Source organism: Aestuariivirga litoralis (assembly GCF_003234965.1).
GTDB lineage: Bacteria > Pseudomonadota > Alphaproteobacteria > Rhizobiales > Aestuariivirgaceae > Aestuariivirga > Aestuariivirga litoralis.
Genome location: NZ_QKVK01000002.1, coordinates 124345 through 136751, shown reverse-complemented (window position 1 = coordinate 136751; position 12407 = coordinate 124345). Strand labels below are relative to the sequence as shown.

Sequence of the window (12407 nt, the reverse complement as noted above, 5' to 3'; positions counted from 1 at the left end):
AGTATTACGCATGACCTTTTCCATCGCCGGCCGCTGCGCCAAGTCGGGCGCCTTCGGTGTGGCCATCACTACATCCTCGATCGCGGTGGGCGCGCGCTGCCCGCATGCCCGCGCCAGGGTGGGCGCCGTGGCGACGCAGAATGTCACCGATCCCAACCTCGGGCCGTTGCTGCTCGACCTGATGGAGAAGGGCCTCAGTGCCGCCGACGCCATCGCCGCGGTGAAGAAGGACCGCCCCTTCATCGATTACCGCCAGCTCACGGCAGTGGACAGTCAGGGCCGCTCCGCCACCTGGTCCGGCAAGAACATCCTCGGCACGCATGGCGTCTCCGAGCAGCGCGACTGCGTGGCGGCGGGCAATCTGCTGAAGCATGCGAGCCTGCCCAAGACGATGACCGATGCCTTCGCCGCCAATGCCGACCAGCACTTGGCGGAACGCCTGCTGCGCTCCCTGGAGGCGGGTCTCGACTCCGGCGGCGAGGAGGGCCCGGTGCATTCCGCGGCCTTGATCGTCTATCACGAACAGGCCTTCCCGCTCGTCTCGCTGCGCGTCGACTGGGACGACGAGAACCCGATCAGGGTGCTGCGCCGGCTTTGGGAAGACTACAAGCCGCAGATGGGCGCCTATCTCCAGCGCGCCGTGGACCCGACGCAGGCGCCGAGCTACGGCGTGCCGGGGGATCCGTAGGTCCCTTTCATCAGCCCCTCCCTCATCATGCGCGGGCTTGACCCGCGCATCCTTTTCCGCGGCCGACAGAAAGGATGGCCGGGTCTGGCCCGGTCATGATGAATGAGGGGAGGAGGCGGAGGCTTGGCCGAAGTCCCCGATGACATTCGCGTGAGCCCCTTCACAACCCCTGGTCGCTCTCTCATCGTCCCCGCACCGACAGGGAGGAATGAATGGCACGGACCTACACGGGCGGCTGTCTCTGCGGCCACATCCGTTTTGCGGCGGAGGGGCCGCCGCTCAGGCCCCACACCTGTTCCTGCACCATGTGCCAGCATCATTCGGGCGCGTTGACGCTGCATTGGGTGGAATTCCCGGCGGACAAGGTGACCTGGAGCACGAGGCCCTCCACCTGGCGCTCGTCCGATTATTTGAGCCGCAGCTTCTGCCCCAAATGCGGCTCGACGGTCGGCGCCATCGATGACAAGCCGGTGGTGGCGCTGGTGCTGGGGAGTTTCGATAGCGCCAACAGGAAGGAACTGGCGCCGGCCTATCATTCGTATGTGGGGAAAAGGCCGAAGTGGATGCCACGATAAGGGTACCAAACCTCCATCATGCACGGGCTTGTCCCGCGCATCCTCTTTGGCGGCCACCAAAAAGATGGCCGGGTCAAGCCCGGCCATGATGAGGGTGGGATGAGGGCGAGCTAGGACGCCAGCTTCTCCACCAGCCGTTCCAGCATCCGGTCGCACTGCGCCATCTGGGCTTCGCTCACGTGCTCGTCGGGCTTGTGGGCCACCGCGATGTTGCCGGGGCCGCAGACCACGGCCGGCGTGCCGAGCGCCTGCTGGAACAATCCGCCTTCGGTGCCAAAGGTGATCTTGCCAGTGGAATTGCCGCCGGTCAGCGAATGCACGAACTTCACCGCCTCGCTGTCCACCGGCGTGTTCATTGCGGGGTAGCTCTGCAGGTCCATGAATTCGAAGCGCGCCTTGTCGAACACGCCGCGATAGCCCTCGGCGATCTTCTCCGCCGCGGCCTTGATGCGGGTGACGATGGCGCGCTCGTCGTCCTCCGGCAGGTAACGGATCTCGAAATCGAAGTTGCAGCGGTTGGGGACGATGTTCATCACCTCGCCGCCCTGCATTTTGCCGACATGGAGCGTGGTGTAGGCCACCTCGTAGTCGCCGTCGCGCAGCCCATTGTCCGCGATGTCCTTCTGGATGGCGCGGATCGCACCGATGAGATCACACGCCATGTAGATGGCGTTGACGCCGATGGGCGCCAGGCTCGAATGCGCCTCGAGGCCATGGGCGGTGACGCGGAAGCCGAGCTTGCCCTTGTGCGCGGTGACGGCCTGCATCAGCGTCGGTTCGCCGACGATGCAGAGGCGCGGCTTCACCGGCGCATCCTTCAGGATGTCGAGCAGGCGGCGGACACCCACGCAGCCGATCTCCTCGTCATAGGAGAAGGCGAGGTTGATCGGCGTGTGGAGCGTCCGGGACGAGGCGAGTTCCGCGGCGCGCAGGCAGCAGGCGATGAAGCCCTTCATGTCGGCCGTGCCGCGGCCGAAGTAGTTGCCGTTGCGCTTCTCGAGCCTGAAGGGATCGGACGACCAGGCCTGGCCCTCGACCGGGACGACGTCGGTGTGGCCCGAGAGCACGATGCCCGGCACATGCTTTGGCCCGATCGTCGCCCAGAGATTGGCCTTGCGCCCGTCCTCGTTGTGCACGATCAGCGAGTCGACGCCGAAGGAGCCAAGGAAATCGCGCACATAGGCGATGAGGTCGAGGTTCGGGTCCCGGCTCACGCTCGGGAAGGCGATCAGCTTTTCAAGGTGTTCAAGCGAGGTTTTCATCGGGGCTCATTGTCGCGGGGGTTCTCTGCGTTCCTGCAGCCAAATTTGACGCATGTCAAAGCAGCAGGGCGGCGGCTGGCTTATTGATCATGGTCACGGTGGTTAGCGCCATCGTCGGCGGGGCGGGTCTCCTGAGAAAGTCAGCTGTCGCTTCGTTCCCCCCTTTCCTGGGGTCCCCCCGCCTCCTCCCTTTGCCTGGGTCCTGTGATGAACAGGACCCTTTCTTTTTATGGTGTCTGCGCGCCGACACGCGATGTTTCGATCGCGTAAAGGGATGACGTGGCGGTGATGAACATGCGTGACTTGCCGAAGCCGCCGAAGGTGAGGTTCGCCACCGTCTCCGGCACCAGGATGCGGCCGAGGCGTTCTCCGTCTTTCGTATAACAGTGGATGCCGTCGCCGGCGGAAATCCACAGCAGGCCTCCGGTGTCGACCCTCAGGCCATCCGGCACCTTCTCCATGATGGTGGCGACGACGCGGCTGTTCTTCAGCGTCCTACCGCCCACCACGGTGAAGCCGCGCACATGGCGCGGCCGGCCCTCTTCGAAGCCGAAGCCGTGGCCGCGGGCGTAGCCTGAGTCGGCGATGTAGAGTTCGGATTCATCGGGTGAGAAGGCAAGGCCGTTGGGCCGGTCGAAGTCGTCGGCCACCACGCTCAGCTCGCCCGAGGCTGGATCAAAGCGATAGACCTGGTTCTTGCCGATGGCGCTCTCGGCCATGATGCCCTCATGGTCGGAGATGATGCCGTAGGGCGGATCGGTGAACCAGATGGTGCCGTCGGACTTCACCACCACGTCATTGGGCGAGTTCAGCCGCTTGCCGTTCCAGTGCGTGACCAGCACCTCGTAGCGGCCGTCCATGTAAGTGCGGCTCACGCAGCGCCCGCCATGCTCGCAGGAGACCATGTTGCCGTCACGGTCGCGCGTGTGGCCGTTGGTGCGCTGCGAGGGCTGGCGGAACACCGAGAGGCCGCTGACGGGAGACCAGCGCATCATGCGGTTGTTGGGGATGTCGGAAAAGCGCAGCTCGTTGAGTTCCGAGAACCACACCGGGCCTTCCGCCCAGATGAAGCCGGTGGCGAGCTTGGTCAGCGCCGCACCGGCGGGGAAGAGGTCGAGGAAGCGTTGCGAGTCGGGTGCGAGGCAGGGGTGATGGCTCATGATGTCAGCCCTTGATGATGGTCGGAATGCGCGTGGCGGGCGGCGTGTTGCGGCTCCTCTGGCATTTCACCTGGCCGTCGATCACCACCATGCCGATGCCGGGCAGGTCGCCCAGTTCGATCGAGTGCAGCAGGGTCTCGCCCGCCGAATGCTGTGCCTTGTCCATGAACACGAAGTCGGCCGCACGGCCCACCTCGATCAGCCCGCAGTCGAGCTTCCGCATGCGCGCGGTGTTGCCGGTGGCGAGGCAGATCGCCTGCTCGGCCGGAAGCTCGCCCAGCGAGGACAGCATCGACACCATGCGCGCGATGCCCAATGGCTGCACGCCCGAGCCCGCAGGGGCATCGGTGCCGAGGATGACGCGGTGGAGTTCCTTCATCTCCTTCGCCAGCCGGAGCGTATAGATCGCGGCGCGCTCATTGCCATTGTGCACGATCTCGAGGCCGCGCTTGCAGCCCTCGCAGATGCAGCGGATCTGTTTGTCAGGGAGCGCCGTGTGCCCGCCATTGATGTGGCCCACCACATCGGTGTCGGCATCGAGCACCACGTCGGCATCGATGAGGCCGGAGCCGGGGATGGAGGGGCCACCAGTGTGGATGGTGCTCTGGATCCCATATTTCCGCGCCCAGGCCACCATGCGCCTGGCGGTGGGGCCATCCTTCACGCCACCCAAACCCACTTCGCCGAGCAGTGTCACACCCGCATCGGCGAGGTCCTTGAAATCCTGCTCCACCATCTCGGGCTCGATGCAGGGCGCGCCCGCATGCACTTTCACGCCCGAGGGCCTGAAATTGGCGAATTGCCGCTGGGCGGAAATCGCCAGCGCCTTGAGGCCGATGACGTCGCGCGGGCGGCCCGGTGTGTGCACTTCGCCCGCCGAGATCATGGTGGTCACGCCGCCATTGAGGTTCGAGTCGATCCAGCCGATCTGGTTCTGGCGCGGCGTCCAGTCGCCGGCCACGGGATGGACATGGCTGTCGATCAGGCCCGGGGTGAGTGCGGTGCCATTGGCATCGATGATGTGGGTGGCGTGTTCCTGGTCCACGTCCCTGGCGCGGCCGATGGCGGTGATCCGGCCATTCTCCGCCACCACCGTGTCGGCATCGAGGATGGGGTTGGCGATGTCGCCTGACAGCAGCAGGCCGATGTTGCGGATCACGAGCTTCTGCGGGCCGCCCGGCGCGGCCCCGGCGTCATGCGCCATGTTGTCCTCCTGTCAAGCGCGCGGCTTCTGGGGCCGCGTCGGAAGTGGCATACTGCGTCATCACTCAGGACGTGTCGAGGGCAGGGCAAGCATGCGGATCATTCGCAGCTCGGATTTCACGGAGGGCCGCTGGCGCAACGGCATGGGCGTGTCCTGGGACATTGCCTCCGACCCGCCGGGAACGGATGACTTCGGCTGGCGCTTCGCCATCGCCCGCATCGAGGCGGACGTGCCGTTCTCGAATTACCCGCTGGTCGACCGCATCTTCACCCTAATCGAGGGCAACGGCCTCGACCTTGCCTTCGAGGGGCACAGGAGCCTTGCCGTCCACCGCCGCTTCGTGCCGCATCCATACCCTTGCGACGTGCCGACCTCCTGCCGCCTGCGCGACGGTCCCTGCCGGGCGCTGAACCTGTTCGTCCGGCGTGGCGCGTGGCGGGCCGTGGCGGATGTGCTGTCGAGCGGTGCGGACCTCGCGCATCCCGGTCCCATCCTGCTCTTCGCGCTCCAGGGTGCGGCCGACGTGAACGGCCATGCGCTGGCCGAGGGCGACGCGGCCATCGCGTCCGACGCCATCACGGCGGATACCGAGGGATTTCTCTACGCCGCACGGCTCTCGCCCTCGTGATTGGCGCGCGCCCGCATTCCCGCTAGAAGGCCCCCTCGTAGAGGAGAGACAGTCTCATGAAAGCACGCGTTCAGTGGCTCGACGGCCGGGCCTTCGTCGGGGAATCGGGCTCCGGCCATGCGGTGGTGATGGACGGCGCACCAGAGGCGGGGGGCCGCAACATCGGTGTGCGGCCGATGGAGATGCTGCTTCTCGGGCTGGGTGGCTGCACCGCCTTCGACGTCGTGATGATCCTCGAGCGCATGCGCGAGAAGGTCGCGGCGCTCGACGTGGCGCTGGAGGCCGAACGCGCGGCGGAGGACCCCAAGGTCTTCACCCATGTGAAGATCATCTACAAGCTCACGGGGAAAGGCCTGAAGCCTGCCAATGTGGAGCGCGCCATCAACCTCTCGGCCGAGAAATACTGCTCGGCCTCCATCATGTTCGGCAAAACGGCGAAGATCGAGCACGCCTTCGAAATCATCGAGGAATAGAATCGGTGGTTGTGCATTGTAGATATGTACAACCACCGCGTTTACTGCGGGCCGGGGCACGCTGGCGCCGCAGGCCCCTGATGTGAGGCGAGGCCTTCGCAAAATGCATGGCCGCCCCGCCGGGTTCCGCAAAAACCCCTGAAAACGCGGGGGAAGCGGCTCCGGGGGGCTTAACCCTCGTTCCGTCCGGCACTGGCCTCGCCCGGCCAAATCAGCCTATGATTCGTCCGATGCCAGGCCGATGTCTGGCAGCTTCTTCGCAGAAACTTGCCCGCCCCGCGCCCGCCCGGCGTGACGGCGGGCATTTTTGTGTTCGGGAAGTTGCGCGATTGGACTAATATTATCGCGGGTTTAAACGGAGAAGGGACGACAATGAGCAATACCACGACGCAAGGCCATGGCCTCGGACCGGGCGCCATCCTGCTGCATAACCTGGCCAAGAACTGGTGGGCGCTGGCGCTGCGCGGCGTCGCCGCCATCGTGTTCGGCATCCTGGCCTTCGCCTGGCCGGGCATCACCATCGTAAGCCTCGTCATCCTCTATGGCGCCTATGCGCTGGTCGATGGCGTGTTCTCGATCTTCGCCGCCATCGGCGGCGGCACGCCCGCCCCGCGCTGGTGGCTGGCGGTGGTCGGCATCCTCGGCGTCCTGGCTGGCCTCATCGCCTTTGCGAACCCGGTCCTGGTGGGGCTCTACCTGCTGTGGTTCATCGGCGCCTGGGCCATCGTCAGCGGTGTCATGGAAATCATCGGCGCCATCCGCCTGCGCAAGGAGATCGACAATGAGTGGATGCTGATCCTGCACGGCGTCATCTCCGTGCTGTTCGGCATCATGCTCTTCGCCTGGCCGGTGACCAGCGCGCTGGCCCTCATCTGGGTGATCGGGGCCTATGCCATCGCCGCCGGCGTTCTCATGCTCGTGCTGGCCTTCCGCCTCAAGGGCCACGCCAAGGGCTGATCCTGCGGCATTGCGCACCACACCGGAGCGGCCCCACAAGGGCCGCTCTTTCTGTTTGGTTGTCTTCGCCGGCGGCGGAGAGCGGGACAAAAAGCAACAGGCCGGCCATGGCCCTATCGGGTGAATGGGCTGCGGCGGAAAACGGTCAAGCGGAGGGCGGTGCGTAGAAGTCCTTCAGCAGCACATAATCCTCGCGGTAGATCTCGGCAAGGCGGGCGCGGGACTGGGGCGTGAGCGCGTCGGCGGACGACCGCCGCGAACTGCTGTTGGCGTTGCCCACGGTGATGTCCCGCTGCGCCCGCTGGCTGAGATAGCGCCCCAGCTCCGCCATCTCTTCCATGCGGAAGATGCGGTGATACCAGCCCAGATCCGTGCCGATGAACAGGAACTGCGGCGACAGGTGGAAGCGCACCTTCGGCGTGCGGTTCAGCTGCGTGGCGAAGTCCGCCACGAAGGCGTTGATCTCCACCGGCCTGTCGAACCGGCAGTGATTGTCGACCACGCCCCATTTGTAGAAGGACAGGAAGCGCTCGATGGGGTCCCTCACCACGGTGAACACCTCATGGCCTTCCGGCACCGGCACCTCCTTGAACAGCTCGCTGTGGCCATAGAGCCAGAACAGGTCCACCTCCCGCCCGCTGATGGTGAAGGGCCGGAACCGATACCCATTCTCGATCTCGAAGAACACCTCCCGCAGCGTGGTGCTGGCGCTCTTCGGGGCGGGGTAATAGACCGTCCGGGTGGTCTTGCAGATGACGGGGGCCATGGGGAAACAGGTCTGCTGAAGGGGCTTCCCCGATTGATAGTTGCTTTCGCGGCGCCTGTCGCGGGGTTTGAGGTGGCCGCAGATGACGTCACGGCCTGGGACCGGCCGCCTTGCAGATGGAATGTCTGATCGGAGCAATGGTGGGCGATACTGGACTCGAACCAGTGACCCCTGCGATGTGAACACAGTGCTCTACCAACTGAGCTAATCGCCCGTGCCTGTGGGGTGGGCTGCGTATAGGCGGAAGGCTCCACCCAAGTCAACCACCCAAGTCGACCATCGAAGTCAGCCACCGGAGGGGCTGCCGGTCAGGCCTCGGCGAAAAGCTCCTCGATGGCGCCGTAGGCCTCGTCGAAGTGGCCGATCAGCCGGTCCGGGGCGAATTCCGCCACTGGGCGGGGGGTGTAGCCGAAGGGCACGGCGATGACCGGCACGCCCGCATTGCGGGCGGTGAGGATGTCGGTTTCGCTGTCGCCCACCATGATCGCCCGCGGGCTGTCGAGGTCGAGGCGGTTCACCGCCTCGAAGAAGGGCTTGGGATCCGGCTTGGCGATTCCCAGCGTGTCCGGCCCGACGACCGAGCCGAAATATTTCGCGAGGTCGAGCGCCTCGAGCAGCAGCACCGAAAGGCCCTCGAGTTTGTTGGTGCAGACACCCAGCCCGTAGCCCTCGTCCTTCAGCCGGTCGAGCAGCGAAACGAGGCCGGGGAAGGGGGCGCTGCCCTGCGCGATGTTGGCGGCATAATAGTCGACGAAGCGCCGGTAATCCGCCTCGACGTCATAGGCATCGGGCAGGCCCCCGGTGGCTGCCAGCCCGCGGGTGAGGAGCGCGCGGGCGCCATGGCCCACGAAGGCCCGCACTTCCGGCATTTCCAGCGGCCGCCGGCCCATGCCGGTGAGCACGAAATTGGTCGCCCGCATCAGGTCCGGGGCGGTGTCCACGAGGGTGCCGTCGAGGTCGAAAATCACCGCACGATCAGGCAAGTCTGCCTCCCTAAACTGGCATTTGGTTCCGGGCCGGACCCCGTGCTAAGAGGCCGCCACCCGATTGACAGGAGATCGCAATGGATATCCGCAAGACCCAGGCGTTGCGCGACATACTGAAGGACAAGTCCCTCCTCAAGGAGAAATGCTACATCGACGGCAAGTGGGTCGCAGGCTCTGCCACCATCGACGTCACCAACCCGGTTGACGAGAGCGTGATCGGCACCGTGCCGAAGCTCGGCGCCGCCGAGGCCCGCACCGCCATCGAGGCTGCCCAGAGAGCCCAGAAGGACTGGGCGAAGAAGACCGCCAAGGAACGTGCCGCGATCCTGCGCAAGTGGTTCAACCTGATGATGGAGAACCAGGAGGACCTCGCCCAGATCATGACGGCCGAGCAGGGCAAGCCGCTCGCCGAATCGCGCGGCGAGGTGGCCTATGGCGCCTCCTTCATCGAGTTCTTCGCCGAAGAGGCCAAGCGCATCTATGGCGAGACGATCCCGTCGCCCTGGCCGGCCGCCCGCCTCGTCGTCATCAAGCAGCCCGTCGGCGTCGTCGCGGCCATCACGCCGTGGAACTTCCCCAACGCCATGATCACCCGCAAGGCCGGCCCGGCACTGGCCGCCGGCTGCGCCTTCGTCTGCAAGCCCGCCAACGAGACGCCGTTCTCCGCACTCGCCCTGTGCGAACTGGCCGAGCGCGCCGGCATTCCGGCAGGCGTGTTCTCGGTCTTGACCGGCCAGTCGCGCGAGATCGGCGCGGAGATGACCTCGAACCCGATCGTCCGTGCGCTGACCTTCACCGGCTCGACGGAAGTGGGCCGGCTCCTCATGGCGCAGTGCGCGCCGACCATCAAGAAGGTGGGCCTCGAGCTCGGCGGCAACGCGCCCTTCATCGTCTTCGACGATGCCGACCTCGATGCGGCCGTGCAGGGCGCCATGCTGTCGAAGTACCGCAATGCCGGGCAGACCTGCGTCTGCGCCAACCGCATCCTCGTGCAGGAAGGCGTCTATGATGCCTTCGCCGAGAAGCTTGCCGCCGCCGTCAAGAACCTGAAGGTGGGCGACGGCACGGAAGCCGGCATCACCACGGGCCCGCTCATCAACAAGGCCGCCATCGCCAAGGTGCAGGAGCACATCGACGATGCGGTGAAGAAGGGTGCCAAGATCGTCAGCGGCGGCAAGTCGCTGGGCGGCAACTTCTTCGAGCCCACACTGCTGCGCGACGTCACCACCGACATGGCGGTGGCCCGCGAGGAGACCTTCGGCCCCGTGGCCCCGCTGTTCCGCTTCAAGACCGAGGACGAGGCGATCGCCATGGCGAACGCCACCGAGTTCGGCCTTGCCTGCTATTTCTATTCGCGTGACATCGGCCGCGTCTGGCGCGTGGCGGAAGGCCTCGAATACGGCATGGTCGGCATCAACGAGGGCATCATCTCGACGGCGGAAGCGCCGTTCGGCGGTGTCAAGGAATCAGGGCTCGGCCGCGAGGGATCGCACCACGGCGTCGAGGAATATCTGGAAATGAAATACATGCTCATGGGTGGGCTCAACAAGTGACCGCAGACCAGCAGAAGAAGGCGGCGGCCATCGCCGCGCTCGAATACGTCAAGGCCGGCAACAAGGTGGGGCTCGGAACCGGCTCCACCGCCAACCACTTCATCGAGGCGCTGGCCGAGAAGGCCCGTGGCGGCTTCGACGTCGAATGCGTGGCCACCTCGCGTGCCAGCTTCCAGCTGGCGCAGAGCCTGGGCCTCAAGATGACCACGCTTGAGAAGCAGCCGCATCTCGACGTGACGGTGGATGGCGCCGACGAGTTCGACGCCAACTGGCAGCTCATCAAGGGCGGCGGCGGTGCGCTGCTGGTCGAGAAGATCGTTGCCACCTCGTCGCGCTACATGGTGGTGATCGCCGACCAGTCGAAGAAGGTCAATGCGCTGGGCCGCTTCCCGCTGCCGGTCGAGGTCGTGCCCTTCGGCGTCAACGCCACCTCGTGGAAGATCGACCGTGCGCTGCGCATCCTCGACCTCAAGGGCAAGCAGGTGCTGCGCCTGAAGGACGGCAAGCCCTTCGTCACCGACAGCGGCAATGCCATCATCGACGTCACCATCGGCCACATCCCCGATCCGCGCCGGCTGGACAACCTGCTGAAGTCGATCCCCGGCGTCGTTGACCACGGCCTGTTCATCGACATCTGCGGCATCGTGCTGATGGGCACCGATGACGGGGTGCAGACCTTCCGCAAGGCATGAGCGGATTCGACTACGATCTCTTCGTGATCGGCGCGGGCTCCGGCGGGGTCCGCGCCGGCCGCATCGCGGCGCGCTATGGCGCGCGCGTGGCGGTGGCGGAGGAGTATCGGGTCGGCGGCACCTGCGTGATCCGCGGCTGCGTGCCGAAGAAGCTCTTCGTCTATGCCTCGAAATTCGCCGAGGAGTTCGAGGACGCGGTGGGCTTCGGCTGGACCTCGAGCAAGGTCTCCTTCGACTGGTGGACGCTGGTCGAGAACAAGAACAGGGAAATCGACCGCCTCAACAAGGCCTATATCCGCAACCTCGAGGCGGCGGGCGCCGAGCTGATCCTCGAGCGCGCCACGGTGGAGGACGCCAACACCGTTCGCCTCGCCGGCGGCCGCAAGGTCACCGCGCGCTACATTCTCGTCGCCACGGGGGCGACACCCTTCGTGCCGCGGCACTTGCCCGGCCATGAGCTTGCGATCACCTCGAACGAGGCCTTCAACCTGGAGCGGCTGCCGTCGCGCATCGTCATCGTCGGCGGCGGCTACATCGCGGTGGAATTTGCCGGCATCTTCTCCGGCCTCGGCGTCGAGACGGTGCTGGTCTATCGCGGCGAGCAGATCCTGCGCGGCTTCGACGACGACCTGCGCAACCATCTCGCCGCCGAGATGAAGAAGAAAGGGATCGAGCTGCGCACCAGGGCCGACGTCGCGTCGATCGAGCGCTCCGGTGACGGCGTGCGCGTGACGTTCAATGACGGCGCCGCCTTTGGCGCGGGCCAGATCATGTTCGCCACCGGCCGCATTCCCAACGTCATGGACCTTGGTCTGGACAAGGCGGGCGTCGAGCTCACCCCGCATTATGCCGTGAAGGTGGACGACTATTCGCAGACCACGGTGCCCTCGATCTATGCCGTGGGCGATGTCACCAACCGCGCCAACCTCACGCCCGTGGCGATCCGCGAGGGCCATGCCTTCGCCGACACGGTATTCGGCGGCAAGCCGGTGAAGGTCGACCACAGCCTGATTCCCACCGCCGTCTTCTCCCAGCCCGAACTCGGCACGGTGGGCCTCACGGAAGCGCAGGCGCGCGAGCAGGTCCGCGCCGTCGACATCTACAAGACCTCCTTCCGCCCGATGAAGCACACGCTGTCGGGCCGCGACGAGCGCATACTGATGAAGCTCGTTGTCGATGGCGAGACCGACCGGGTGCTCGGCTGCCACATCTGCGGGCCGGACGCCGGCGAAATGGCGCAGCTCCTCGGCATTTCCCTGCGGCTGGGGGCGAAAAAGTCCGACTTCGACGCCACCATGGCGGTGCACCCGACGGCAGCGGAGGAACTGGTGACCATGCGCGAGAAGTGGACGGGCTGAGAGGTTCCTGCCACGGCCCCACGTTTCATCATGCCCGGGCTCGTCCCGGGCATCTTCCTGGGCGCTGCCAAGGGGATCGCCGGGACGAGCCCGGCGATGATGGGG

13 protein-coding genes and 1 tRNA gene are annotated in these 12407 nt (G+C 65.8%); 8 read left to right on the top strand and 6 right to left on the bottom strand.

Going from position 1 to position 12407, the window contains the following annotated elements; all coding sequences use genetic code 11:
• Positions 1–10 precede the first annotated feature (10 nt).
• Together DK847_RS04605 and DK847_RS04600 are read left to right on the top strand one after the other, a co-directional pair.
• Positions 11–688 carry a DUF1028 domain-containing protein gene (locus tag DK847_RS04605; protein ID WP_111196467.1) on the top strand — a complete coding sequence of 226 codons (678 nt, stop codon included), beginning with the start codon at positions 11–13 and terminating at the stop codon, positions 686–688.
• A 212-nt stretch (positions 689–900) separates the two neighbouring features.
• Positions 901–1263, top strand: a complete 363-nt coding sequence (locus DK847_RS04600; protein WP_111196466.1) for a GFA family protein — start codon at positions 901–903, stop codon at positions 1261–1263.
• 110 nt (positions 1264–1373) lie between these two features.
• On the opposite strand, the gene argE is transcribed toward DK847_RS04600, so the two are convergent.
• From argE to DK847_RS04585, 3 genes are all read right to left on the bottom strand, one after another.
• Entirely contained in the window at positions 1374–2525 is a 1152-nt protein-coding gene (argE, locus tag DK847_RS04595) for an acetylornithine deacetylase (protein WP_111196465.1), read from the bottom strand.
• 227 nt (positions 2526–2752) lie between these two features.
• On the bottom strand, positions 2753–3685 hold the full coding sequence (locus DK847_RS04590; protein ID WP_111196464.1) for an SMP-30/gluconolactonase/LRE family protein: 933 nt from the start codon (positions 3683–3685) through the stop codon (positions 2753–2755).
• A gap of 4 nt (positions 3686–3689) precedes the next feature.
• Positions 3690–4889 carry an amidohydrolase family protein gene (locus DK847_RS04585; RefSeq protein ID WP_111196463.1) on the bottom strand — a complete coding sequence of 400 codons (1200 nt, stop codon included), beginning with the start codon at positions 4887–4889 and terminating at the stop codon, positions 3690–3692.
• A gap of 91 nt (positions 4890–4980) precedes the next feature.
• On the opposite strand from DK847_RS04585, the gene DK847_RS04580 reads away from it, so the two are divergent.
• The 3 genes from DK847_RS04580 to DK847_RS04570 all read left to right on the top strand — a co-directional run bounded on the left by DK847_RS04580 (position 4981) and on the right by DK847_RS04570 (position 6947).
• A complete protein-coding gene (locus tag DK847_RS04580; RefSeq protein WP_161957147.1) occupies positions 4981–5517 on the top strand; it encodes a HutD/Ves family protein in 537 nt (178 codons plus the stop codon).
• Between the two features lie 56 nt (positions 5518–5573).
• Positions 5574–5990, top strand: coding sequence for an OsmC family protein (locus DK847_RS04575; RefSeq protein ID WP_111196462.1), 417 nt, complete (start codon positions 5574–5576; stop codon positions 5988–5990).
• Positions 5991–6362: 372 nt separating this feature from the next.
• Positions 6363–6947: an HdeD family acid-resistance protein gene (locus tag DK847_RS04570; RefSeq protein WP_111196461.1), complete on the top strand. Its 585-nt coding sequence runs from the start codon at positions 6363–6365 to the stop codon at positions 6945–6947.
• 145 nt (positions 6948–7092) lie between these two features.
• On the opposite strand, the gene DK847_RS04565 is transcribed toward DK847_RS04570, so the two are convergent.
• The 3 genes from DK847_RS04565 to gph form a co-directional block, all read right to left on the bottom strand.
• A complete protein-coding gene (locus DK847_RS04565; RefSeq protein WP_111196460.1) occupies positions 7093–7713 on the bottom strand; it encodes a sulfotransferase family 2 domain-containing protein in 621 nt (206 codons plus the stop codon).
• 138 nt (positions 7714–7851) lie between these two features.
• Positions 7852–7927, bottom strand: a tRNA-Val gene (locus DK847_RS04560).
• Positions 7928–8021: 94 nt separating this feature from the next.
• Complete coding sequence (gene gph, locus DK847_RS04555) at positions 8022–8696, bottom strand: phosphoglycolate phosphatase (RefSeq protein WP_111196459.1); 675 nt, start codon at positions 8694–8696, stop codon at positions 8022–8024.
• An 80-nt stretch (positions 8697–8776) separates the two neighbouring features.
• Here gph and DK847_RS04550 point away from each other — a divergent pair, with 80 nt between their 5' ends.
• From DK847_RS04550 to gor, 3 genes are read left to right on the top strand one after another with little or no spacing between them, the layout of a single operon-like run.
• Positions 8777–10252 (top strand): NAD-dependent succinate-semialdehyde dehydrogenase, encoded by a 1476-nt coding sequence (locus DK847_RS04550; protein ID WP_111196458.1) that lies wholly within the window; start codon positions 8777–8779, stop codon positions 10250–10252.
• A complete protein-coding gene (gene rpiA / locus DK847_RS04545) occupies positions 10249–10944 on the top strand; it encodes a ribose-5-phosphate isomerase RpiA (RefSeq protein ID WP_111196457.1) in 696 nt (231 codons plus the stop codon). Before DK847_RS04550 ends, rpiA begins: the two co-directional genes overlap by 4 nt.
• Entirely contained in the window at positions 10941–12302 is a 1362-nt protein-coding gene (gene gor / locus DK847_RS04540) for a glutathione-disulfide reductase (protein ID WP_111196456.1), read from the top strand. The genes rpiA and gor overlap by 4 nt, the downstream gene beginning before the upstream one ends.
• Positions 12303–12407 lie beyond the last annotated feature (105 nt).